The sequence below is a fragment of the Tabrizicola sp. YIM 78059 genome (genome assembly GCF_004959785.1).
Classification (GTDB): domain Bacteria; phylum Pseudomonadota; class Alphaproteobacteria; order Rhodobacterales; family Rhodobacteraceae; genus Tabrizicola; species Tabrizicola caldifontis.
Window position 1 is genome coordinate 64,120 of sequence record NZ_SJZH01000003.1, and the last position, 21,803, is coordinate 85,922.

The 21,803-nt window shown below is 65.3% G+C and carries 24 protein-coding genes; 3 read left to right on the plus strand and 21 right to left on the minus strand.

Annotated elements, in window-relative coordinates:
• Positions 1–25: 25 nt before the first annotated feature.
• The 4 genes from EZM81_RS04970 to EZM81_RS04985 all read right to left on the minus strand — a co-directional run bounded on the left by EZM81_RS04970 (position 26) and on the right by EZM81_RS04985 (position 2,602).
• Positions 26–502, minus strand: coding sequence for a TrmO family methyltransferase (locus tag EZM81_RS04970; protein WP_211195385.1), 477 nt, complete (start codon positions 500–502; stop codon positions 26–28).
• A gap of 105 nt (positions 503–607) precedes the next feature.
• Entirely contained in the window at positions 608–1,120 is a 513-nt protein-coding gene (locus tag EZM81_RS04975) for a copper chaperone PCu(A)C (protein ID WP_136645007.1), read from the minus strand.
• Between the two features lie 176 nt (positions 1,121–1,296).
• Positions 1,297–1,659, minus strand: a complete 363-nt coding sequence (locus tag EZM81_RS04980) for a hypothetical protein (RefSeq protein WP_136645008.1) — start codon at positions 1,657–1,659, stop codon at positions 1,297–1,299.
• A 31-nt stretch (positions 1,660–1,690) separates the two neighbouring features.
• Positions 1,691–2,602, minus strand: coding sequence for a hydrogen peroxide-inducible genes activator (locus EZM81_RS04985; protein WP_136645009.1), 912 nt, complete (start codon positions 2,600–2,602; stop codon positions 1,691–1,693).
• Between the two features lie 163 nt (positions 2,603–2,765).
• Here EZM81_RS04985 and katG point away from each other — a divergent pair, with 163 nt between their 5' ends.
• Entirely contained in the window at positions 2,766–4,934 is a 2,169-nt protein-coding gene (gene katG, locus EZM81_RS04990; protein WP_136645010.1) for a catalase/peroxidase HPI, read from the plus strand.
• Positions 4,935–5,095: 161 nt separating this feature from the next.
• On the opposite strand, the gene EZM81_RS18215 is transcribed toward katG, so the two are convergent.
• From EZM81_RS18215 to ileS, 7 genes are all read right to left on the minus strand, one after another.
• The gene (locus EZM81_RS18215) at positions 5,096–5,251 is read right to left on the minus strand and encodes a hypothetical protein (protein ID WP_169052312.1); all 156 of its coding nucleotides are present in this window, start codon (positions 5,249–5,251) and stop codon (positions 5,096–5,098) included.
• A 137-nt stretch (positions 5,252–5,388) separates the two neighbouring features.
• On the minus strand, positions 5,389–5,973 hold the full coding sequence (locus EZM81_RS04995; RefSeq protein ID WP_136645011.1) for a hypothetical protein: 585 nt from the start codon (positions 5,971–5,973) through the stop codon (positions 5,389–5,391).
• An 89-nt stretch (positions 5,974–6,062) separates the two neighbouring features.
• Positions 6,063–7,781, minus strand: coding sequence for a methionine--tRNA ligase (metG, locus tag EZM81_RS05000; protein ID WP_136645012.1), 1,719 nt, complete (start codon positions 7,779–7,781; stop codon positions 6,063–6,065).
• 99 nt (positions 7,782–7,880) lie between these two features.
• A complete protein-coding gene (locus EZM81_RS05005; RefSeq protein ID WP_135448941.1) occupies positions 7,881–8,717 on the minus strand; it encodes a DMT family transporter in 837 nt (278 codons plus the stop codon).
• A 166-nt stretch (positions 8,718–8,883) separates the two neighbouring features.
• Positions 8,884–9,111, minus strand: coding sequence for a DUF3253 domain-containing protein (locus EZM81_RS05010; RefSeq protein ID WP_240783996.1), 228 nt, complete (start codon positions 9,109–9,111; stop codon positions 8,884–8,886).
• Entirely contained in the window at positions 9,108–9,632 is a 525-nt protein-coding gene (locus EZM81_RS05015; protein WP_136645013.1) for a methylated-DNA--[protein]-cysteine S-methyltransferase, read from the minus strand. Before EZM81_RS05015 ends, EZM81_RS05010 begins: the two co-directional genes overlap by 4 nt.
• Positions 9,574–12,504: an isoleucine--tRNA ligase gene (gene ileS / locus EZM81_RS05020; protein ID WP_136645014.1), complete on the minus strand. Its 2,931-nt coding sequence runs from the start codon at positions 12,502–12,504 to the stop codon at positions 9,574–9,576. The genes EZM81_RS05015 and ileS overlap by 59 nt, the downstream gene beginning before the upstream one ends.
• A gap of 297 nt (positions 12,505–12,801) precedes the next feature.
• Here ileS and EZM81_RS05025 point away from each other — a divergent pair, with 297 nt between their 5' ends.
• Positions 12,802–13,167: a DUF2237 family protein gene (locus EZM81_RS05025; protein ID WP_135448938.1), complete on the plus strand. Its 366-nt coding sequence runs from the start codon at positions 12,802–12,804 to the stop codon at positions 13,165–13,167.
• On the opposite strand, the gene EZM81_RS05030 is transcribed toward EZM81_RS05025, so the two are convergent.
• The 10 genes from EZM81_RS05030 to EZM81_RS05075 all read right to left on the minus strand — a co-directional run bounded on the left by EZM81_RS05030 (position 13,164) and on the right by EZM81_RS05075 (position 21,190).
• A complete protein-coding gene (locus tag EZM81_RS05030; protein WP_136645015.1) occupies positions 13,164–13,685 on the minus strand; it encodes a helix-turn-helix transcriptional regulator in 522 nt (173 codons plus the stop codon). The genes EZM81_RS05025 and EZM81_RS05030 overlap by 4 nt on opposite strands.
• A gap of 38 nt (positions 13,686–13,723) precedes the next feature.
• Positions 13,724–14,095, minus strand: coding sequence for a hypothetical protein (locus EZM81_RS18220; RefSeq protein ID WP_169052308.1), 372 nt, complete (start codon positions 14,093–14,095; stop codon positions 13,724–13,726).
• An 85-nt stretch (positions 14,096–14,180) separates the two neighbouring features.
• Positions 14,181–14,618 (minus strand): PepSY domain-containing protein, encoded by a 438-nt coding sequence (locus EZM81_RS18225; protein ID WP_169052309.1) that lies wholly within the window; start codon positions 14,616–14,618, stop codon positions 14,181–14,183.
• Positions 14,619–14,827: 209 nt separating this feature from the next.
• Entirely contained in the window at positions 14,828–16,060 is a 1,233-nt protein-coding gene (gene trpB, locus EZM81_RS05045; protein WP_135448934.1) for a tryptophan synthase subunit beta, read from the minus strand.
• A 123-nt stretch (positions 16,061–16,183) separates the two neighbouring features.
• On the minus strand, positions 16,184–16,852 hold the full coding sequence (locus EZM81_RS05050; protein ID WP_136645017.1) for a phosphoribosylanthranilate isomerase: 669 nt from the start codon (positions 16,850–16,852) through the stop codon (positions 16,184–16,186).
• Positions 16,852–17,205 (minus strand): LapA family protein, encoded by a 354-nt coding sequence (locus EZM81_RS05055; RefSeq protein ID WP_136645018.1) that lies wholly within the window; start codon positions 17,203–17,205, stop codon positions 16,852–16,854. Before EZM81_RS05055 ends, EZM81_RS05050 begins: the two co-directional genes overlap by 1 nt.
• Before the next feature lie 68 nt (positions 17,206–17,273).
• On the minus strand, positions 17,274–17,555 hold the full coding sequence (gene ihfB / locus EZM81_RS05060; protein ID WP_135448931.1) for an integration host factor subunit beta: 282 nt from the start codon (positions 17,553–17,555) through the stop codon (positions 17,274–17,276).
• Between the two features lie 178 nt (positions 17,556–17,733).
• Entirely contained in the window at positions 17,734–19,413 is a 1,680-nt protein-coding gene (gene rpsA, locus EZM81_RS05065; RefSeq protein WP_136645019.1) for a 30S ribosomal protein S1, read from the minus strand.
• A gap of 189 nt (positions 19,414–19,602) precedes the next feature.
• Complete coding sequence (locus EZM81_RS05070; protein WP_136645020.1) at positions 19,603–20,091, minus strand: hypothetical protein; 489 nt, start codon at positions 20,089–20,091, stop codon at positions 19,603–19,605.
• Positions 20,092–20,599: 508 nt separating this feature from the next.
• The gene (locus tag EZM81_RS05075; RefSeq protein ID WP_135448928.1) at positions 20,600–21,190 is read right to left on the minus strand and encodes a d(CMP) kinase; all 591 of its coding nucleotides are present in this window, start codon (positions 21,188–21,190) and stop codon (positions 20,600–20,602) included.
• A gap of 361 nt (positions 21,191–21,551) precedes the next feature.
• On the opposite strand from EZM81_RS05075, the gene EZM81_RS05080 reads away from it, so the two are divergent.
• Positions 21,552–21,773 carry a hypothetical protein gene (locus tag EZM81_RS05080; RefSeq protein WP_136645021.1) on the plus strand — a complete coding sequence of 74 codons (222 nt, stop codon included), beginning with the start codon at positions 21,552–21,554 and terminating at the stop codon, positions 21,771–21,773.
• The last annotated feature ends 30 nt before the right edge of the window (positions 21,774–21,803 follow it).

Consider the following 21,803-nt stretch of genomic DNA (forward strand, 5'->3'; position numbering starts at 1 on the left):
GGTGTAGCCGAGCCTTCCAGCCGCTTCAATCGGCGCCGGTTTCCGGTGGAACATCGACCGAGCGAAGCCAGGGTTTCAGGTCGAGCAGTGGCGTGCCGTCATAGGCATCCAGCGCATCGAAGATCAGCGTGCCGTTTTCGGCATCAAGGTCGAGCAGCCGCACTACAGCCAGGGCAATCGGGTTCGGACGGGCGGGCGACCGTAGCGCGAAGGTGCCGGTCGGCCGGTCGCGGTGCGCCGGCTGCTGCACGATCAGATCGCGCCGCGCCGCGCCCGTCCAGTAAAGAAGAATTACCGCCTGGCCCGGTGAAAGGCCCTGAAGGCCGGGGCGGAAGGGCGCATTGATCCGGGCCTGACAATCTCCGCCCAGCGCACGCGCCTCGCGCAGGTTCTTCGGGCAGCGTCCGCGCGTCCACGGAGTGCGCAGATGGCCGATAAAGCAAAGCCCGGCGTCGGTCGCGCTGCCCGGATCGAAGGGCAGAGCAACTTCGCCGGGCCGCATGGGTCTGTCTGCAGGCATGGGCACCTAATCCGTGTCAGGCGGGGCTGGACGGCCTTTGGCGCAGTCTGGCCCCGTCCGCACGGCCATGCCAGCAGAAACCTCGGCTCAGCCGCCCGTTCCGTGGCCCATGGAGGAATGGTCCATCGGCGCCGCCCCTTGCTGCCCCGTGGGCGGGTCGATCTGGAACTCGATCTCAACCCGACCGGCCCGTTCGAAGATCAGGATACCCTTGTGCATTTCGCCTTCGGTCAGCTTGGCCTTCAGGCCCATGAACATGATGTGGTAGCCACCATGTTGCAGATTGACGGTCCCGCCCGGGGGAATCTCGATGAATTCGACGGGGGTCATGGTGCCAACGCCGTTTTCATCGACCTTGCTTTCATGCACCTCAACCTTCATCGCGATGTCGCTTTCGGCGCCGATCAGGCGGTCGGGTTCGGTGCCGGTATTCACGATGGCCATGAAGCCCCCCGCAGCCTTGGCGCTGGCGGGCGGCTGGGGAATGTGGGGGTGGATGATCTGGATATCGCCGGCCGTCACCTCATGGGCGAAGGCCGAGGGGGCAAGGGTCGGGGCAGCCAGCAGAAGCGCTGCGGCAAGAGCAAGAAGTCGGACCATGTGTCGGTTCCTCGGATTGGTTGATCTGGAAAGGGGCCCCTTCCGGCGCGGGGCCGGAAAGGGCCAGTCGGGGGCCCGACGATCTTGCGGGACGCCTCCCGCCATGCGGGCCACGGGAAAGGGAAAAGGCAGGCGGAGGCTTCAGAAAGCCGCTCGGCACCGCCGGGTGGCAGCGGTCAGGCGGAGGGCGGGCCCTGCGGGCTGTGCGCGGGGTCGAGGATCCGGGCCGTGATCCGCGCTTCGCGCGGAGCGGCAACGCAGGCGACAAGAGCAAGCTCAAGGTCGATCAGTGCCGTGGTTGCAGGCGGCAGGTCGGCAGATCCCGTGATCTGGCAGGCCAGACAATGGGCATCGCGCGAACTGCCGACTGGTGCACCACCACAGAGGTCATCCGGCGTCACGCCATTGGCCAGCGCGAAAGCAAGCGCCTGATCCTGCGCATCGGGCATCTTGTGCGCAAAGCCGGTCGCGGTCAGCGAGACCGTGACGGCAACCAGCAGCAGAAGCCGGTGAAGGACATGGAAGACTTTCGCGACCATGCGCAGGGCATGGGGCAAAGCGACGGCGCAGTCAAGCCGCCGAAGCGGCCTGCGGCATCACGTCCGGGGGATGCAGCACGACGGCAAGCTCTGCCAGACGGTCGGCCAGCGGGTTCGACTTGCGCCAGACCAGGCCGATGGTCCGACCCGGACGCGGCCTCGGCAGACGGTCGATGACCACGGCGGCGGATCGGGTTTCCAGGGCGGCGGCCATTTCCGGGATCAGGGTCACGCCGATTCCGGCCGCGACCATCTGCACAAGGGTGGACAGTGACGAGCCCTCGATGATCTCGCCCGCGGGCAGGCGCGGCAGCTTGCAGACGCTGATCGCCTGGTCGCGGAAGCAGTGGCCTTCCTCCAGCAGCAGCAGCTGCATCCGGCCCAGCTGGTCCAGCGTCGGGACCGGCTGACCCGCCTGCGCGGCGGGGCGGACCAGCAGGAATTCCTCGTCGAACAGCGGATGTTCGGCCAGCGATGGCTCGGAAACCGGCAGGGCCACAAGCGCCAGGTCGATCCGCCCCTCGGTCAGGTCGCGCACCAGCCGCGAGGTCACCGCCTCGCGCGGGTGGACGGACAGGTCAGGAAAGCGGTCGGCGAGCTGCCGGATGAGGTGCGGCAGGAAATAGGGCGCGATGGTGGGGATCACGCCCAGCCGCAGACGCCCCGACAGAGGCCCGGACGAGGCGCGGGCCAGCGCAGCCAGTTCATCGACGCTGCGCAGAACATCGCGAGCACGCTGGGCGAAATCCTCGCCCAGCGGCGTCAGGCGAATCTGCCGTGGCCCGCGTTCGACCAAGGGGGCGCCAAGGATGTCCTCAAGCTCCTTCACCTGCAAGGACAGCGCGGGTTGCGAGATGGCCGAAGCCTCCGCCGCCCGGCCGAAGTGGCGATGGCGAGCCAGCGCCTCGAAATAGCGCAGGTGTTTCAGTGTCAGCTGTGACATCAGAATAAATTATCGCAGCGATTGGAAAATGAAAATTCCTTTTATCAATGGCTCGTGTTACCGGTTTGACATGGCCTTTGCGGACAATTGGTCGCCCTTCCGGTTCCGAAGGGCGCATCCCACATGTCTGCAAGGCAGCCACGAGCCATACGAGGAGAGCAAGATGGACGGCAACGATATTGGACGGTCGGGGAAATGCCCGGTCGTGCATGGCGCGATCACCGAAACCGGAAACTCGGTCATGGAATGGTGGCCGAAATCCCTGAACCTCGACATCCTGCATCAGCACGACACCAAGGTGCAGCCGCTCAAGGGCTTCAACTACCGCGAGGAAGTGAAGAAGCTGGACTTCGACGGGCTGAAGCGCGACCTGATGGCGCTGATGACCGACAGCCAGGACTGGTGGCCGGCCGACTGGGGCACCTACGCGGGCCTGTTCATCCGCATGTCCTGGCACGCGGCGGGCACCTACCGCATGGCTGATGGCCGTGGCGGGGCCGGCACCGGCAACCACCGCTTCGCCCCCCTGAACAGCTGGCCCGACAACGCCAACCTCGACAAGGCCCGCCGCCTGCTTTGGCCGATCAAGAAGAAATACGGCAACCGGATCAGCTGGGCTGACCTGATGGTGCTGGCCGGCACCGTGGCCTACGAATGGGCCGGGCTCAAGACCTTCGGCTTCGGCTTCGGGCGCGAAGACATCTGGCACCCCGAAAAGGACACCTGGTGGGGGTCGGAAAAGGAATGGCTGAAGGACGAACGCTACCCCACGAAGGAGGATCGGACCTCACTGGAAAATCCGCTGGCGGCGGTGGTCATGGGGCTGATCTACGTCAACCCCGAAGGCGTTGACGGCAAGCCCGACCCGCTCAAGACGGCGCAGGACGTGCGCGTGACCTTCGCCCGCATGGCGATGAACGACGAAGAGACCGTGGCGCTGACCGCCGGCGGCCACACGATCGGCAAGGCGCATGGCAACGGCAGTGCAGCGAACCTCGGGCCCGAGCCCGAAGGCGCCGACATCTCCGAACAGGGTCTGGGCTGGATGAACCACAAGACCCGCGGCGTCGGCCGAGACACCGTGACCAGCGGCATCGAAGGCGCCTGGACCACGCACCCGACCAAGTGGGACAACGGCTATTTCCACCTGCTGCTGAACTATGACTGGGAGCTGAAGAAGTCCCCCGCCGGGGCCTGGCAGTGGCAACCGGTCAACATCAAGGAAGAGGACATGCCGGTCGATGTGGAAGATCCCTCGATCCGCCGCATGCCGATCATGACTGACGCCGACATGGCGATGAAGATGGACCCCATCTACCGCGAGATCAGCGAGCGTTTCGCCAAGGATCACGCGGCCTTCTCGGACGCCTTCGCCCGCGCCTGGTTCAAGCTGACCCACCGCGACATGGGGCCGAAGGTCCGCTACCTCGGTCCCTGGGTGCCGCAGGAAGACCTGATCTGGCAGGATCCGGTGCCGCAGGGCCCGACCGGCTGGGACGTGGCGGCGGTCAAGGCGAAGATCGCGGCCTCCGGCCTCTCCATCTCGGACATGGTCGCCACCGCCTGGGATTCGGCGCGCACCTTCCGCGGCTCTGACAACCGGGGCGGCGCGAACGGCGCCCGCATCCGGCTCGCCCCGCAGAAGGACTGGGAAGGCAACGAGCCCGCCCGGCTGGCGCGCGTCCTGTCGGTTCTGGAACCCATCGCCAAGGAGGCCGGCGCCTCGGTCGCCGATGTCATCGTCCTTGCGGGAAATGTCGGTGTCGAACAGGCCGCCAAGGCTGCCGGCGTTGACGTGACCGTGCCCTTCCACCCCGGCCGCGGCGACGCGACCGCGGAACAGACCGATGCCGACAGCTTCTCGGTCCTGGAACCCGTCGCCGACGGCTTCCGCAACTGGATGAAGAAGGACTATGTCGTCACCGCCGAAGAGCTGATGCTCGACCGGGCGCAGCTGATGGGCCTGACCGCGGTCGAGATGACCTGCCTTGTCGGCGGCATGCGGGCGATGGGCACCAACCACGGCGGCACCGCGCATGGCGTCTTCACCGACCGTCCGGGCGCGCTGACGAACGACTTCTTCGTCAACCTGACCGACATGGCCTACAAGTGGGTGCCGAAGGGGACGAACCTCTACGAAGTCCAGGACCGCAAGACCGGCGCCGTGAAATGGACGGCGACTCGGGCGGATCTGGTGTTCGGATCGAACTCGATCCTGCGCGCGTATGCCGAGGTCTATGCTCAGGACGACGCGAAGGAGAAATTCGTGAACGACTTCGTGGCAGCCTGGACCAAGGTGATGGAAGCCGACCGCTTCGACCTTCGGGCCTGAGACGGAACGGGGCGGCCTTCGGGCCGCCCCTTTTCATTTCGCCGGCACGGCGGCTTTATGCTGCTGCACTTCAAGGCGATGTCACATGCCCTACGCCGCACCGTGCTACTGGAACAGAGTGACGAGCAGCCGAACTTGCACGGCCGCAGGAAGGTGATGGATCAGTCCGATCCGGTGATGCTTGCACCGGATTGCACGGCGATCATCTGTTTCGGCGCGAAGACGACAATCAGCACACCGGCATAGACGGCAAGAAAAAGGGCAATGGCAGCGTAGGTTCTGAACGACTTGCGTCGGGATGGCAGAACATCTGTCATGTCGGGCTCCTTATTGTTGGCAGCGACTCGGGTCCCACGGTCATGACCTTACCATCAGAACGCGCGGCACGTCGCCCCAAGTTCTGCCCCTGAGCGGAACTTCGTCCCACTCAGACCCGCCTTAGGCGGAAATCCATCTAATCTGCACGAATTTCTGCGCGCGCGAAGGGAAGTTGTTGCCATGCGGCATCGAAAGACCGGCCAGTTTCCCGGCCGGTCGCATGCGGTGCTTCGGATACGGGATCACTAACAGACGTACCAGAAGTCGCAGTAGCCGTACCAGCCGCACCAGTATTCCCAATAGCAGGCCCCCGGGAGCGGGCTTCCGCTTCGCCGCGCAGGGCGTCGGCCCGGGCGACGATCAGCGGGTCATCGGGCGCCATGGCCATGGCCTCGGCCAGCACGGCACCAAGGTCCATCTGCTTGCCGCCGGATTCGATTGTGGTGCCTTCGGCAGCCTTCACCATCATCTGCACGGCGGAAAGCAGCGCAAGAGGATCCCGATTCGCAGGGCCATAGCTGAGCAGGGCGGTAGCGATGGTCAGGGTGCTTTTCGCCGCGGTCGTTTCGACCGGGTTCTTTCCGGGTGTGTCCTGGGCGATGGCGGGGGCCGCGCCGAGGGGTGGCAGAGCAAGAGCAGCAAGAGTTCTTTTCGTGGCGGTCGCCAGATAAAATGCAGAGGGCCAAGGCAAGGAATGGGTGCCGCGGTTGCCGCAGGGCAAGCCTGCCTCAGCGCCTGGCACCGATCACCTGAAATTCGCGGTCATGCATGTCTGATGCGGCACGGGACGGGATTGCACCGCCACAGCCATCAGGAGCGGACGCCCGAGAAACGGACCTGCCAGTCGGCACGCTCTTCGTCGGTGATCTTGCGGAACAGGTTGTCCGGCACCGTGAAGCCGTGGCCGGGCGGCAAGGCACGGATCGCGGTCGAGACATCGGCAGGCCAGGTCCAGTCATCTGAACCCATGGCCCGCATCATCGCGTCGGCAGCGTCGGGAATGAACGGGGCCGACAGGATGGCATAGACGCGAATCAGGTTGAGGCTCAGGCGCACGATGGCCTGGGCCTTCTCGGGATCGGTCTTGACCACCGACCAGGGCGCGGCCGATTGCAGATATTCGTTGCCGATCACCCAGATCGCGCGCAACTCGGCCGCAGCCTTGCGGACCTCCATCTGTTCCATGTGTCGGGTATAGTCCGCGATCCGCGCGCCAAGATCGGCGATCAGTGCAGTTTCCAGCGGGCCAAAGTCGCCCGCAGCAGGGATTTCATTACCGAACTTCGCCACCGCGAACTTGGTTACACGGGACACAAGGTTGCCCAGAACATCAGCCAGATCCTTGTTGACCGAGGCCTGGAAGTTTTCCCAGGTGAATTCGCTGTCCGCGCTTTCGGGGGCGTGCGACAGCAGCCACCAGCGCCAGTAGTCGGAAGGCAGGATGGACAACGCTTGGTCCATGAACACGCCGCGGCCCTGGCTGGTCGAGAACTGGCCGCCGTCATAGTTCAGATAGTTGAAGGATTTGAGGTAATCGACAAGCTTCCACGGCTCGCCCGACCCCAGGATCGTGGCGGGGAAACTGAGGGTGTGGAAGGGCACGTTGTCCTTGCCCATGAACTGGTAATAGGTCACGTCGTGGGCGCCCTTGTCGGTGCGCCACCAGCGTTCCCAGGCCGCGTCCCCAAGCCCGTGCGCATCGGCCCATTCGGCGGTCGCGGCAATGTATTCGATAGGGGCGTCGAACCAGACGTAGAAGACCTTGCCTTCCATCCCCGGCCAGGGCTGGTCGCCCTTCTTCACCGGGATGCCCCAGTAGAGATCGCGGGTGATGCCGCGGTCCTGCAACCCGTCTCCGTCGTTCAGCCATTTCTTCGCGATCGAGGTGGTCAGGATCGGCCAGTCGGTCTTCGAATCGATCCAGGCTTCCAGCTTGTCCTTCAGCGCGCGCTGTTTCAGGTAGAGGTGCTTGGTCTCGCGCACCTCGAGGTTCGTCGAGCCGGAGATCGACGAGCGCGGGTTGATCAGGTCGGTCGGGTCGAGCTGCTTGGTGCAGTTCTCGCACTGGTCGCCGCGCGCGGCCTGATAGCCGCAGTTCGGACAGGTGCCGGTGATGTAGCGGTCGGGCAGGAAGCGGTTGTCGTCGATGGAAAATATCTGCTTCTCCACCACTTCCTCGATGAAGCCGTTCTCGGCCAGCTTGCCCGCGAAATGCTGGGTCAGCCGGTGGTTGCGCTGGCTGGACGACCGGCCGAAATGATCGAAGGAGAGACGGAAGCCTTCGGCCAGCTTCTTCTGCACCTCGTGCATCTCGGCGCAGTATTGCTCGACCGGCTTGCCCGCCTTGGCGGCAGCCAGTTCGGCCGGCGTGCCGTGTTCGTCGGTGGCGCAGATGAACATGACCTCGTGCCCCATGGCGCGGTTGAAGCGCGCGAAGAGGTCCGCAGGCAGCTGGCTGCCTACCAGGTTGCCCAGATGCTTGATCCCGTTGATGTAGGGAATGGCCGAGGTGATGAGGATCCGTGCCATGTCTGCGCCTTCCTTGAGTCCGGCGCCTGATTATCCCAAGCCGGGGGAAAGGGCCAGCGGGTGCAGGGCCAGGGACCACGTGTCCCCGCGCCATCCCGGCTAAAGGCGCATCAGCATCACTCCGGCAACAATCACGACCGCAGCCAGCGCCTTCTCGCCGTTCATCCTTTCACCAAAGGCCAGCCAGCCGATCAGCACGGCAAAGAGGATCGAGGTCTCGCGCAGGGCCGCCACCACGGCAATCGGGGCCAGGGTCATCGCCCAGATCGACACCGCATAGGCCCCATAGCTTGCGGCCGAGGCAACCGCCCCCATGCGCCAGGCCTGCCAGTTCCGCGGGATCACGTCCCAGCCACGCAAGGCGAGCATGCCAAGGGTAAAGAAGGTTCCGTCCGCGACGAAGACCCATGCGACATAGGCCGCGGCCGACCCCGAGACCCGCGCCCCCATCCCGTCGATCAGCGTATAGGTCGCAGTAGCCAGCGCCGAGCCAAGCGCGAAGGGCAGAAGCTTGCGGTCCTCGCCGCTGGTGAAGACCCCCCGCGCCATCAGCAGGATACCCGCCGCCAGCACGGCAATGGCAAGGTATTCCCGCGCTGTGACGGCATCGGCCAGAAACAGCGCGCCGATCAGCGCCACCACCATCGGCGCGGCGCCGCGGGCGATCGGATAAACCCGGGAAAGATCGCCCCGGTCATAGGCATAGGTCAGGAAGAACTTGTAGGCGAAATGCGTGCAGCCCGCCGCGATCACCCAGGGGATCGCCGCCGGGTCGATTGCAGGGGTAAACAGCACCACCGCAAGGCCAATGGGAACTTCGACGATCGACAGGATCACCATCCCCCCGACCTTCGAGGTGCCGAGCTTGATCAGCGCGTTCCACAGCGCATGCAGGAAAGCTGCGCCAAGGACGGCCAGAAAGACGCCTAGGGTCAAAGCGCACCTGTCATGAAACCGTTACCGACTGGCTAGGCCTTTGCGTGCGGCGCGGCAAGCCGGGCGATAAGTCCAGACACAGGGTTTCTGTAGACCACGCGACCGGCAAGGGCATCTCCCCTCCCCCTTGCGGGAAGGGGATGGGGTTGGGGGGCACCGGTCGAAGTCACCGCAGCCGCAGCCGGATCGGCCCCTTCGCCGCAACCGGATCGACCTCGGCCCCGCCTTGGATCGCCATGATCTCGGGCATGGTGGCGGCCACGGCCCGCACCTCTGGCATCAGGGGCCGCCAGTCCACCGCCAGCGCCCTTGCCACTTCGGAAGGGCAAAGCGACCGGTCCCGCCCCCGGGCCAGGGCCAGATCGAGGATCACGGCGCGGATGCGCTCGGTCACAGGAGCAGCGCCCCCTCATGGCGCAGCAATGCGGCCTTGGTCTCGACCCCGCCCGGGGCGGAGAAGCCGCCGAACCAGTCGGTGCCGGTGACCCGGTGACAGGGGATGAGGATCGGCAGCGGGTTCGCGCCGCAGGCCTGGCCTACGGCCTGCGCCGGGGCGCCCAGCGCCTTGGCGATCTGGCCGTAGGTCCGGGTCTCGCCCATCGGTATCCCGGCCATCGCCCGGCGCACGTCGCCGTTCAGCCCCTCGCCCCAGTCGAGGGCCAGATCGAACCGCGTGAGGCGCCGGTCGAAATAGGCGCACACCTGCCGCGCCGCCTCTTGCAGAAGCGGCGAGGACTCGCCGGGGTCGTCGCGCCAGTCGACGCCCACGAGGCGCCCGCCGCCCTCGACCAGAGTGACCGGCCCGAAAGGCGTCGGGACGGTGATCCGCGTAGGGTGGGCAATCCTGCCCACGGGCTCAGCCCAGCGCGTCGTTGCAGCGCTGGCAGGTGCCGGGGTGCCTGTGCGTGCCCACATCCGGCAGCACCTTCCAGCAGCGTTCGCATTTCTGCCCGGTCGCGGGGTGGAACTGGACCGCCACCCCCGGCATATCGGCCAGCCGGAAGGCGCCTTCCGGCGGCTCGCCCGTGCGCAGGGTCAGGTCCGAGGTGATGCAGATCTCGGCGAAATCGACGCTGCCGAGGATTGCGGCCATGGCGGGCGAGACGAAGACCTCGGGCGCGGCCTCGAGGCTGGCGCCGATCACCTTCGCGGTCCGCTGCACTTCGAGCGCCCCGGTCACCACGCGCCGCGCGTCGCGGATCGTGTCCCATTTCTCGGCCAGCGCCGGATCGCGCCAGCTTGCCGGGGTCTCGGGGAAATCGACCAGGTGGACCGAGCTGTCCTCGCCGGGGAAGCGTTCCAGCCAGACCTCCTCCATGGTGAAGACCAGGATCGGCGCGAGCCAGGTGGTCAGGCGGTGGAAGAGGTGATCCATCACCGTCCGGCAGGCGCGGCGCCGCAACGAGCCGGGCGCGTCGCAGTAGAGCGCGTCCTTGCGGATGTCGAAGTAGATCGACGACAGGTCCGTGGTGCAGAAGGTGAACAGCTTCTGGAACACGCCCTGGAAGTCGTAGGCGGCATAGCCCTTGCGCACCTCGGCATCGAGTTCGGCGAGGCGATGCAGCACCCAGCGCTCCAGTTCCGGCATCTCGGCGGGCTCGACGCGCTCGGCCTCGGTGAAGCCCGACAGCGCGCCCAGCATGTAGCGCATGGTGTTGCGCAGCCGCCGGTAGCTGTCGGCCACGCCCTTCAGGATCTCCTTCCCGATGCGCAGGTCCACGGTGTAGTCGGACTGGGCCACCCAAAGCCGCAGGATGTCGGCGCCGTAGTCCTGGATCACCTCCTGCGGGGCGACGGTGTTGCCCAGCGACTTGGACATCTTCATGCCCTTCTCGTCGAGCGTGAAGCCATGGGTCAGAACCCCGCGATAGGGGGCGCGGCCCTTGGTGCCGCAGGCCTGCAGCATTGAGGAATGGAACCAGCCACGATGCTGGTCGGTGCCTTCGAGGTAAAGGTCGGCGATCCCGTCCGGGCTGCCGTCCTCGCGGTCGCGCAGGACGAAGGCATGGGTGGAGCCGGAGTCGAACCAGACGTCCAGCACGTCATAGACCTGTTCATAATCCGACGGATCGACGATGCCGGACAGCACCTTTTCCTTGAAACCTTGCACATACCACACATCGGCGCCCTCCGCCTCGAAGGCGGCGCGGATACGGGCGTTCACTTCGGCATTCTTCAGCAGGAAGTCCGGCGCATCCGGCCGCGCCCCCTTCTTCACGAAACAGGTCAGCGGCACGCCCCAGGCGCGCTGGCGGCTCAGCACCCAGTCGGGCCGGGCCTCGATCATCGAATGCAGCCGGTTGCGCCCCGTGGCGGGGGTCCATTCCACCAACTGATTGATCGAGTTCAGCGCCCGCTTGCGGATCGTGTCGCCATAGGTGGACATGCCGTCGTCCAGCACCTTGTCGATGGCGACGAACCACTGCGGCGTGTTGCGGTAGATCACCGGGGCCTTGGACCGCCAGCTGTGCGGATACTGGTGCTTGAACTTGCCCTTGGCAAACAGCGCGCCCGTGTAGGCCAGCTGCTTGATGACGCTGACGTTCGCCGGTCCTTCCTTGCCGTCCGGGGTGATGATGTGCTGCCCGCCGAACAGCGGCAGGTCGGCGCGATAGGACCCGTCTGCCTCGACGTTGTAGGTCATCGGCAGGCCGAACTTCACGCCCAGCTGATAGTCGTCGTCGCCATGGCTGGGCGCGGTATGGACAAAGCCCGTGCCCGCGTCGTCGGTCACATGCTCGCCCGGCAGCATGGGCACGTCATAGTCCCACTCGCCCTTGCCGCCCTCGACGCCGCGGAAGGGGTGGGCAAGGACCAGCGCCTGCAGTTCCGCCGCCGCCACCCCGCGCAGCCGCACATGGCCCGTGACCTTCGCCCCGGCCAGCACCCCTTCGGCCAGCTTGTCGGCCAGCAGAACCGTCTCGCCCACACGGGCCGCGGAGCCCTCGGCCACCTCGGTCACCTGATACAGGCCATAGGCGATCTCGGGGTTGAAGGCGACGGCGCGGTTCTGCGGGATGGTCCAGGGCGTCGTGGTCCAGATCACCACCGAGGCCTGCAAGAGATCGGCCTGCACGCAGCCATCCAGCCCATTCAGCGTATGCGCCGCCGTCACCGGGAACCGAACCCAGACCTGATGCGAGGTATGGTCGTGATACTCTACCTCCGCCTCGGCCAGCGCGGTCTTTTCCACCGGCGACCACATCACCGGCTTCGACCCCTGGTAGAGCGTGCCGTTCATCAGGAACTTCATGAACTCGTCGGCGATCACCGCCTCGGCATGGTAGTCCATGGTCAGATAGGGCTTGTCCCACTTGCCGGTGACGCCCAGCCGCTTGAACTCCTCGCGCTGGATGTCGATCCAGCCCTCGGCAAAGCGGCGGCATTCCTGGCGGAAGGCGACGGTGTCCACGTCGTCCTTGTTCAGCCCCTTCGCCCGGTATTGCTCCTCTATCTTCCATTCGATCGGCAGGCCGTGGCAGTCCCAGCCCGGCACATAGCGCGCGTCGCGGCCCATCATCTGCTGGCTGCGCACCACCATGTCCTTCAGCACCTTGTTCAGCGCGTGCCCGATGTGAAGGTGGCCGTTGGCGTAAGGCGGGCCATCGTGCAGGACGAACGGCGCCCGCCCCGCGGCCCGTTCCCGCAGCCGGTCATAGACCCCGATCCGCTCCCACCGGGCCAGCCAGTCGGGCTCGCGCTGGGGAAGCCCGGCCCGCATCGGAAAGTCGGTCTGGGGCAGGAAGACGGTTTCGCGGTAGTCGGGCAGAACGGTATCGGCGCACATGGGGGGATCGAACCTCGGATCAGGGCAGGACGGTCCGCAACGGACCAGCGGCTGAACGACAAACCCGGCGGCTGGATGCTCAGCCCGCCGGGCCGGTAATTCGCGCTGACACGACCAAGCCTCTCTGCATGCGCGGCCTTATAGACAAAGGCCCCGCCACGGTCCAGCCCGGCCTGCTGCGGCAAGAGCCAGGCCTTGGGGTCCGCCCGGGTACCCCGCCGGGACGTGGCATAGCCGGAAAGGCGCATGGACAGTTTTCCCCGTGGTGCTACCCTTTCGGCAATCAGGGGAATCGCCATGAAACTGCCTTCGCTCAACGTGCTTGGGGGGCCGCTCCAGCCCTGTTCGACCGATCCCGTGACCGGCTTCTTCCGCGATGGCTGCTGCAACACCGGGCCGATGGACCGTGGTCTGCATACGGTCTGTGCGCTGATGACGGCCGAATTCCTGGCGCTGTCGAAATATCTGGGCAACGACCTTTCCACCCCACGCCCGGAATACGGGTTCAAGGGGCTGAAGCCGGGCGATCAGTGGTGCCTTTGCGCCAGCCGCTTTCTTCAGGCGCATCAGGAGGGCGCGGCCCCGAAGGTGCGGCTTGAGGCGACACATCAGGCTACCCTTGCCATCGTGCCGCTGGAGATCCTGCAGGAAAACGCGCTTTAGGCCACGTTTCCGGGCACCGAGACCGGACGGATCCCGTTGTCGTCGCGCATCAGGTCGTCGATGAAGATGCTGAGAAGCTGCGGCCGCCCGGTCACCCCGGCCTTGCGGTAGATCGCATTGGTTTGCGCCTTCACCGTGCCCTCGCTGGTGGACCTTAGCGCTGCGATTTCGGCCGTGGACAGCCCTTTGATCGCAAACAGTGCCACGTCGCGTTCGGAAGGCGTCAGACCCCACTCCGCAAAGCGTTCCTCCAGCAGGTCCATGAAGGCCGCCGAGGCACGGCGAAGCTGCTCTTCCGCCCTGCTCCGGTCGCGGAGGGCTTGCCGAAGCATCAGGCCGCCCAGCACGACCCCCAGCACAAGCCCGACCGAGGCGCCGATCTCGATCAGTTCACGCATCTCCCAGCTGACCGGCGTGGTCCGCCAGCCCAGGACCGAGGACAGGATGTCGGAAACGAAAAAGAAGGCGCATACCGCCTGGACCAGAAAGATCGCAATGATCGGTGCCGCGCGTCGCAAGGCCCTACCCGAAGATCCCGGGTTGGCCGCATGGCCGGTCAATCGTCGTCATCGTCATCATCGTCGTCGTCATCATCGTCGTCGTCGTCATCATCGTCGTCGTCCCGAAGCCCGTCCGGTCTGTCGGAATCGTCGTCGATGATCCCGATCTGCGGATTTCCGCCCTTCAGCGGAATCCAAAGATCGCGCAGGATCTCGCCGGTTCGTGGATTGATGATGATCTCGCGCGTGCCATCGCGGCGCTTTGCCGTGATCCTGACCCGTCCAAGCAGGGTGCGCTCCTGCACAATGGACCGAAAGCCCTGCTTGCGCAGCTGCCGGACAACACTTTCGACATAACCTTCCGCCTGAGCGGGACCGGCCAGCGCCAGCGCTGCAAGTCCGCAAGCAAGGATGTCCCGGCGTTTCATCCGCGTCTCCCGCGTTCCGCGCGAATATGTGACATGATGAGGGCCCCGGCAAGGCCGGGGCCGCAGCCTGGTTCAGACGAGTGCGTCAATTGTCGTCATCATCGTCGTCGTCATCGTCGTCATCATCGTCGTCGTCGTCGCCGTCATCATCATCATCGTCGTCGTCGTCATCATCGTCGTCGTCGTCATCATCGTCGTCATCATCATCGTCGTCGTCGTCACCAAAGTCGTCATGAACGGTCTTCACCTGCTTTCCAGTGCGGCCGAGCTCATCAGCCTTGGCCAGTTCCTGTTCGTTCTTCAGGATATCGCCCGTCGCGTTGTCATAGATGACTTCGATCTTCGTATTGCCCTTGATGGCCTCGACCTTGGTCTGGGTCGGCCCCTGCTTCACTTCGACATAGTCGTAGCCATTGGCAAGGTAGGCATCAGCAAGCGCATGGGGGTCGATGGCGGCCAGCGCCATGTTGGCCGATAGTGCAACCGCTGCCGTGAACAGCGTCAATCTGGTCTTCAGTTTCATCCTGCGCATCCTTTCCCGTTTCCATCAGCCGATCCGACGCCAGAATGGCGACCATCGGACCTGCGGCAGCACCACGCCTTGCCGCATGGCAGGACAATCGCTGAAACGGGGGGAAGGAAAATCGTCTCCGGGTTTACGCGCGGGCAGATAGACATATGGTTTGCGGCCATAAACCCCAGTTTATGGCCGCATACGATGCGCGGGCGCGATCAGACCTTCATCTCCACGCCAAGATGCTTGGCCACGGTGAAGATGTCCTTGTCGCCGCGACCACACATATTCATCACGATGATCTGGTCCTTGGGCAGCGTCGGCGCCAGCTTCATCACCTGGGCAAGGGCGTGCGATGGCTCCAGCGCGGGGATGATTCCCTCCAGCCGGCAGCAGAGCTGGAAGGCTTCCAGCGCCTCGGCATCGGTGATGCTGACATACTCCGCCCGGCCCACGTCATGCAGCCAGGCATGTTCCGGCCCGATGCCCGGATAGTCGAGACCCGCCGAGATCGAGAAACCTTCAAGGATCTGCCCGTCGGCATCCTGCAACAGATAGGTGCGGTTGCCGTGCAGCACGCCCGGCCGCCCGCCGGTGAGCGAGGCGCAATGCTGCATCCGGTCGTCCACGCCCTTGCCGCCGGCCTCGACGCCCACGATCCGCACCGAAGGATCGTCGAGGAAAGGGTAGAACAGCCCCATCGCGTTTGACCCGCCGCCAATGGCGGCGACCAGCACGTCGGGCAGGCGTCCCTCGCCTTCCTGTTCGGCAAGCTGCCAGCGCACTTCCTTGCCGATGATCGACTGAAAGTCGCGCACCATGGCAGGATAGGGATGCGGGCCCGCCACCGTGCCGATGCAGTAGAAGGTGTCGCGCACGTTCGTCACCCAGTCGCGCAGCGCGTCGTTCATCGCGTCCTTCAGCGTGCCGCGCCCCGAGGTGACCGGCACAACCTCGGCACCCAGCAGCTTCATCCGGAAGACGTTTGGCGCCTGGCGTTCGACGTCATGCGCGCCCATGTAGACCACGCATTTCAGCCCGAACTTGGCGCAGACCGTGGCGGTGGCCACCCCGTGCTGGCCCGCGCCGGTCTCGGCGATGATCCGGGTCTTGCCCATGCGGCGGGCAAGGATGATCTGGCCCAGCACGTTGTTGATCTTGTGCGCGCCGGTATGGTTCAGCTCGTCGCGCTTCATGTAGACCTTGGCGCCGCCCAGATGCTCGGTCAGCCGGGGCGCGAAATAGAGGGGCGAGGGCCGGCCGACATAATGCTTCCACAGGTCGTCCATCTCGGCCCAGAAGGTCGGGTCGGTCTTGGCGTGATTGTAGCGCTCTTCCAGCTCCAGGATCAGCGGCATCAGCGTCTCGCTGACAAAGCGCCCGCCGAACAGGCCGAAGCGGCCCGCCTCGTCCGGTCCTGTCATGAAGCTGTTCAACCCGTCCTCGGCCATGACGCATCCCCCGTTGTTCCCCGTCGGATGTAGCGCCAATGCCGCGGCTGGGAAAGCCGGAGTTTTCAAAAACTCCGTCCCGAAGCCTGAGAAGACTCCGATGCGCTTTCCTTGAAGAAATCGCTAGCGCAGGATCGGGACGTCGTCCTTGACGCCCTGTGCGGCCTGGACGAAGGCTGCGATCTTTGCCGGATCCTTCACCCCCGGCACGTTTTCGACACCCGAACTGACATCGACCTGCCGCGCCCCCGTCAACCGGATGGCCTGCGCCACATTCTCGGGCGTCAAGCCGCCGGCAAGCATCCAGGGTTTCAGCCACTTGCGCCCGACCAGAAGCCGCCAGTCGAAGGCAAGGCCATTTCCACCCGGCAGGTCTGCCGCTCTCGGTGGCTTCGCGTCGATCAACAGCTGGTCGGCGGCAAGGCTCATCTCCATCAGACAGGCCAGATCGCCCTCATCAGCGACGCCAATCGCCTTCATTACCGGCAGGCCGTAACGTGCCTTGACCGCAGCCACCCGCTCCGGCGTCTCGTGGCCATGAAGCTGCAGCATGTCCAGCGGCACGGCCTCCACGATCATGTCCAGTGTCGGATCGTCGGCATCGACGGTCAGCGCGACCTTGCACAGGCCTTCGGGCGCCGAAAGCGCCAGGCTGCGCGCAACCTCCAGAGTCAGGTGCCGGGGGCTTTTGGGAAAGAACACGAAGCCGGCATAGGCCGCCCCTGCCGCCGCGACGGCCGCGACATCGGCCACGCTGCGCAACCCGCAGATCTTGACGCGGACCCGTTGCATCAACGCCGGTCCAGAAGCGCCAGAACGTCATCCTGTGGCGGAACCGAACGGGAATCCCGCAGCACCGCCAGTTCCCGTTCCAGCCGGGCCACCTCGCGCGCCTTCTGCGCCGCCGTCGCCCGATGCCCGTGTTCGCGGAACCATTCCCAGACGAAACCGATCAGGACACCTGCGATGATGCTGGCAAAGATCACCAGGAACAGGGGCAGGTTCATGCTCCAGGTCAGGCCGGTCAGCGCGGCCAGATCGTCAGGCAGCAGCCGCACCTCGATCGGCGCGCGATTTGCCAGCGCCAGGGTCAGAAGGCACAGGCCAAGCAGGCCAACGAAGGCAAGGCGAATATAGCGGATCATCTGGCCGATACCCCAAGGTTCCGACCAAGTATCGGACCGAACCGGTCCGCGCGCAAGGCGAACGGCGACTACTTCCCGTTCAGCCGATCGCGCAGAAGCTTGCCTGTCTTGAAGAACGGCACCTTCTTGTTCTCGACCTGCACCGCCTCGCCGGTGCGGGGGTTGCGGCCGACGCGCGCATCCCGCGACTTTACCGAGAAGGCCCCGAACCCGCGCAGTTCGACCCGGTCGCCACGGGAAAGCGCCTCGATGATCTCTTCGAAGACCGTATTCACGATCCGCTCGACATGGCGCTGGGTCAGATGCGGGTTTTCATCCGCGATCTTCTGGATCAGTTCGGAACGGATCATCCGTATGTCCCCCCTGTGGTTCGTGCCCTGGCAGGGACACCGCCACGATGTTGTTCTTTGGCGGACTATAGCGGCAGGATTCGGCCGCTGACAAATGAAATCCGGGACTTGGACCACGAATGCAAAAGGCCCCGCGTGTAGCGGGGCCTTCCGGTTCAATCGCAGGTCTGGCGCAGGCTCAGCCGCGGTCCTTCAGCGCGGCACCCAGGATGTCGCCAAGCGATGCGCCCGAATCGGACGAGCCATACTGTTCGACGGCTTCCTTCTCTTCGGCGATCTCGCGCGCCTTGATCGACAGGCCCAGCTTGCGGGTCTTGGGGTCGATGTTGGTCACGCGGACATCCACCTTGTCGCCCACCTGGAAGCGCTCGGGCCGCTGGTCGGCGCGGTCGCGGGCCAGGTCCGAACGGCGGATGAACGACTTGGCGCCGTTATATTCCACCTCGATCCCGCCATCCTCGATCGCGGTCACGGTCACGGTGATCACCGCGCCGCGCTTCACGCCGTCAACGGCCTCCGAGAAGGTGTCGTCGCCCAGCGCCTTGATCGAAAGCGAGATGCGCTCCTTCTCGACGTCCACCTCGGTGACGACCGCCTTGACCACGTCGCCCTTGCGGTAGTTCTGGATCGCTTCCTCGCCGCGCTGGTCCCAGCTGAGGTCGGACAGGTGCACCATCCCGTCGATGTCGTTCTCCAGCCCGATGAACAGGCCGAATTCGGTGATGTTCTTGACCTCGCCCTCGATGGTCGAGCCGATCGGGTGGTTTTCGGCAAAGACTTCCCACGGGTTGCGCTGGGTCTGCTTCAGGCCCAGGCTGACGCGGCGCTTGGCGCTGTCGATTTCCAGAACCATCACGTCAACCTCTTGCGAGGTCGAGACGATCTTGCCCGGATGCACGTTCTTCTTGGTCCAGGACATTTCCGAGACGTGGACCAGACCTTCGACGCCGGCTTCCAGTTCCACAAAGGCGCCGTAGTCGGTGATGTTGGTCACGCGGCCCCGGTGGACCGATCCGATGGGATACATCTTCTCGACCGAATCCCACGGGTCGGACTGAAGCTGCTTCATCCCCAGGCTGATGCGGTGGGTTTCCTTGTTGATCTTGATGACCTGAACTTTCACGGTCTCGCCGATCGACAGGATCTCCGACGGATGGTTGACACGGCGCCACGCCATGTCGGTGACGTGCAGCAGGCCGTCCACGCCGCCCAGATCAACGAAGGCACCGTATTCGGTGATGTTCTTGACCACGCCATCCACGACTTGGCCTTCGGTCAGGTTGCCGATGACTTCGGCGCGCTGTTCTGCGCGGGATTCTTCCAGGATCGCGCGACGCGACACGACAATGTTGCCGCGGCGGCGGTCCATCTTCAGGATCTGGAACGGCTGCTTCATGCCCATCAGCGGGCCGGCATCGCGCACGGGGCGCACGTCCACCTGGCTGCCGGGCAGGAAGGCCACTGCACCACCCAGATCGACGGTGAAGCCACCTTTGACGCGGCCGAAGATCGCGCCCTCGACGCGCTGTTCGGCGGCATAGGCCTTCTCCAGACGGTCCCACGCCTCTTCGCGGCGGGCCTTTTCACGGCTGATCTGGGCTTCGCCGCGGGCGTTTTCGACCCGCTCCAGATAGACCTCGACGGTGTCGCCCACGTTGACGTTCGGGGCCTCGCCGGGGTTTGCGAATTCCTTCAGGTCGATGCGGCCTTCCATCTTGTAGCCGACATCGATGATGGCCTGGCCCGCCTCGATGGCGATGACCTTGCCCTTGACGACAGTGCCCTCTTCGGGGGTGTCGATCTCGAAGCTTTCCTTCAAAAGGGCTTCGAATTCGTCCATGGATGCTTTAGCGCACATGTAGATCAGTTTCCTTTTCGTGTGTTTCACTGGCCAGGCGGTTGGCTCCGCCGGTCTTGGCCCTGAATACAAAAACGTGACCGCCCGGCCAGCCGGGGACGGTCGAGTCCTTTTCAGGATGGGCGGGCTATAGTGGCAAAGCGCCGCCGGGGCAAGGGAAAGCCTGCGCACTGCCGGCAATCTTCGGTGTCATGCAGCATCATCCGGGCCGGCGCCGGGCGCGCCCGTCCCCTTGCCGCCGTGCCCGGGCACCAGCAGCGCCAACAGAATCAGCGCAAGCCCCCCTGCAATCAGGAAGGCCGAACGGTGGCCGGTTCCCCCGGTCGCATGGGCCGTTTCGGCCTGCGGCGGATGCGGCTCGCCCCGCAGGATCGCGCTGGCCGCGTTGACCGCCGTCGCCGCCCAGAGCGCTCGGGTAGTCGCGCGCAATTCGGCCGAACGGCGGTTGCGCGCCGCAGTTATCCAGAGGACGAGAACTCCGAGCACGACCAGACCCGCTGCCAGCGCCAGAAGCGCCCCGATCGTGCCAAGATGCGTCGAAAGGTAAAGCACGGCCGCCAGGACACCAAGGATCCAGGCGGTCAGGAACAGAAACATGGCAAGGACAGCCACACCGGCGGCCGTGGCCCGGTCATGCAGAGCGCCCGCGATGACTGCCTTGAACCCTTCCAGCGCCAAACCGCGACACTCCTGCCCTGCATGTCCTGATACCGCATCAGACTGCCCGAACCCGGCTTGCCCTGCAAGCAAGGCGGGTATCCGTCGCATAACGGCTGCCTTGTCCGGCTTTGCAGGCCTGAACCAACCGCATTTCCGCCGCTTTTGACCGTCATGCTGACGACATGCGCAGTTCAGGTCTTGCGCTTACACTTGGCCTTGCCTTGTGGCCCTGGGCCGGATGGATCCCGTCCGCGGAAGTTGTGGGATGTGCACGCATTCTGGACGGCCTGGGGTCAGTCGATCCTGGCGGCGGGCGGGCTGGGACGGTTCAGGGCACGCCGCCCCCTGCGCGACACCGGGCTTCTGTTCCTTCCGCTTCCGGCAGTTCTGACGGCTCAGACCCTGCTGACCGGCGGCAGCGCCAGTCTTCTGCCTCCTGGCCTGGGCTCGGTGGCCATGCTTGCCCTGCCGGCTTGGCCACTTGCGATGATCGCCCGGCGGATTTCTGGCGCCCGCCGCAAGACGGTCACACCCGGCCGAGCCTTTCCGCCACCAGGGCGCAGGCCTTCGCCACGGCTTCGTCGATGCTGAGATCGCTTGTATCGATCAGAACAGCATCGGGGGCAGGTTTCAGCGGCGCATCGGCACGCCCCATGTCGCGCGCGTCGCGTTCGCGGACCTCGGCCAGCACACGGGCCTCGTCGCCACCCACCTCCAGCCAGCGGCGGTGGGCACGGACCTCCGGGCTGGCGGTGACATAGAGTTTCACCTCGGCCTCGGGACAGATCACCGTGCCGATGTCGCGCCCGTCAAGCACCGCGCCGCCTTCGGACCGCGCAAAGCGTCGCTGGAAATCGACCAGTGCAGCGCGCACCTCGGGGATGGCAGCGACCCGGCTGGCGGCCTGCCCCGCCTCAAGCGTTCGCAGGTCGTCGCGGGCCAGATCTTCGGGCCGCAGGTTGCGGGCCGCCTTGACCGGATCGCCGCCCATCGCGCCCACCGCACGATAAAGCAACCCGGTATCCAGATGCCGAAACCCGAAGCGTTTCGCGACCGCGCGGCTGATGGTGCCCTTCCCCGCCGCGGCAGGACCGTCGATTGCCACCGTGAAGATCATTCTCCCCATCCTTGCGCTTCTGTTCGGTGCCGGATGCCTCTGGCGGGAGTATTTGGAAAAGAGCTAGCCGAAAAGGGCCTTTTGCAGCGCGCCTTAGGGGGGCGGCAGGCGAATTCTTGTGCAGATACCCGGTTCTTCGCCTTGAAAGCATTCCGTGACAGTCATCATTCCCGAATCGATGTTCGCACTTCGTCGCCTGTGCCGTGTCTTGCTCTGGCCGCCCCGACAACGGCCACGGCCGGCCCTGCGACGGATTGGCGGGCCTGCCGGCCTTAGCGTTACAGGAGACGTGATACGCCATCCCCCTGACCTGCCCCGCAATTCCCGGTCGCAGGTTGGTGCCTGCACGCAGGAGAGGGCCGTGACTCTGCTGGCGTCCGACCTTGATACCGACGGTGCACCGGGGCGCAGCGGTCTGCAACCCGAACTGGTCCAACTCGGCCAGCATGGCGCCGGCCGGCAGGCCGATGTGGCCTGCGAGGCCGAGCGTGAAGCCGCAGCCTACCGGGTGCAGCGGCCTGGCTGCGCAAGCAGGATGAATTCCGCGAGGCGATCCTGCTGGGCTGGGCAGCCCAGGCGCTGAGCCGCCGCGCGGCCCCGCCGATGGACTACC

What these genes read in the sequence shown, in the direction of transcription:
- EZM81_RS18220 (WP_169052308.1), bottom strand. Translation starts at nt 14,095, where the DNA reads ATGAAACGCCGGGACATCCTTGCTTGCGGACTTGCAGCGCTGGCGCTG.
- EZM81_RS05075 (WP_135448928.1), bottom strand. Translation starts at nt 21,190, where the DNA reads ATGATCTTCACGGTGGCAATCGACGGTCCTGCCGCGGCGGGGAAGGGC.
- EZM81_RS05015 (WP_136645013.1), bottom strand. Translation starts at nt 9,632, where the DNA reads ATGTGGGCACGCACAGGCACCCCGGCACCTGCCAGCGCTGCAACGACG.
- EZM81_RS04985 (WP_136645009.1), bottom strand. Translation starts at nt 2,602, where the DNA reads ATGTCACAGCTGACACTGAAACACCTGCGCTATTTCGAGGCGCTGGCT.
- EZM81_RS04980 (WP_136645008.1), bottom strand. Translation starts at nt 1,659, where the DNA reads ATGGTCGCGAAAGTCTTCCATGTCCTTCACCGGCTTCTGCTGCTGGTT.
- EZM81_RS04975 (WP_136645007.1), bottom strand. Translation starts at nt 1,120, where the DNA reads ATGGTCCGACTTCTTGCTCTTGCCGCAGCGCTTCTGCTGGCTGCCCCG.
- EZM81_RS05055 (WP_136645018.1), bottom strand. Translation starts at nt 17,205, where the DNA reads ATGATCCGCTATATTCGCCTTGCCTTCGTTGGCCTGCTTGGCCTGTGC.
- EZM81_RS05025 (WP_135448938.1), top strand. Translation starts at nt 12,802, where the DNA reads ATGAAACTGCCTTCGCTCAACGTGCTTGGGGGGCCGCTCCAGCCCTGT.
- metG (WP_136645012.1), bottom strand. Translation starts at nt 7,781, where the DNA reads ATGGCACGGATCCTCATCACCTCGGCCATTCCCTACATCAACGGGATC.
- ileS (WP_136645014.1), bottom strand. Translation starts at nt 12,504, where the DNA reads ATGTGCGCCGATACCGTTCTGCCCGACTACCGCGAAACCGTCTTCCTG.
- trpB (WP_135448934.1), bottom strand. Translation starts at nt 16,060, where the DNA reads ATGGCCGAGGACGGGTTGAACAGCTTCATGACAGGACCGGACGAGGCG.
- katG (WP_136645010.1), top strand. Translation starts at nt 2,766, where the DNA reads ATGGACGGCAACGATATTGGACGGTCGGGGAAATGCCCGGTCGTGCAT.
- EZM81_RS18215 (WP_169052312.1), bottom strand. Translation starts at nt 5,251, where the DNA reads ATGACAGATGTTCTGCCATCCCGACGCAAGTCGTTCAGAACCTACGCT.
- rpsA (WP_136645019.1), bottom strand. Translation starts at nt 19,413, where the DNA reads ATGTGCGCTAAAGCATCCATGGACGAATTCGAAGCCCTTTTGAAGGAA.
- EZM81_RS18225 (WP_169052309.1), bottom strand. Translation starts at nt 14,618, where the DNA reads ATGAAACTGAAGACCAGATTGACGCTGTTCACGGCAGCGGTTGCACTA.
- EZM81_RS05050 (WP_136645017.1), bottom strand. Translation starts at nt 16,852, where the DNA reads ATGCAACGGGTCCGCGTCAAGATCTGCGGGTTGCGCAGCGTGGCCGAT.
- EZM81_RS04970 (WP_211195385.1), bottom strand. Translation starts at nt 502, where the DNA reads ATGCGGCCCGGCGAAGTTGCTCTGCCCTTCGATCCGGGCAGCGCGACC.
- ihfB (WP_135448931.1), bottom strand. Translation starts at nt 17,555, where the DNA reads ATGATCCGTTCCGAACTGATCCAGAAGATCGCGGATGAAAACCCGCAT.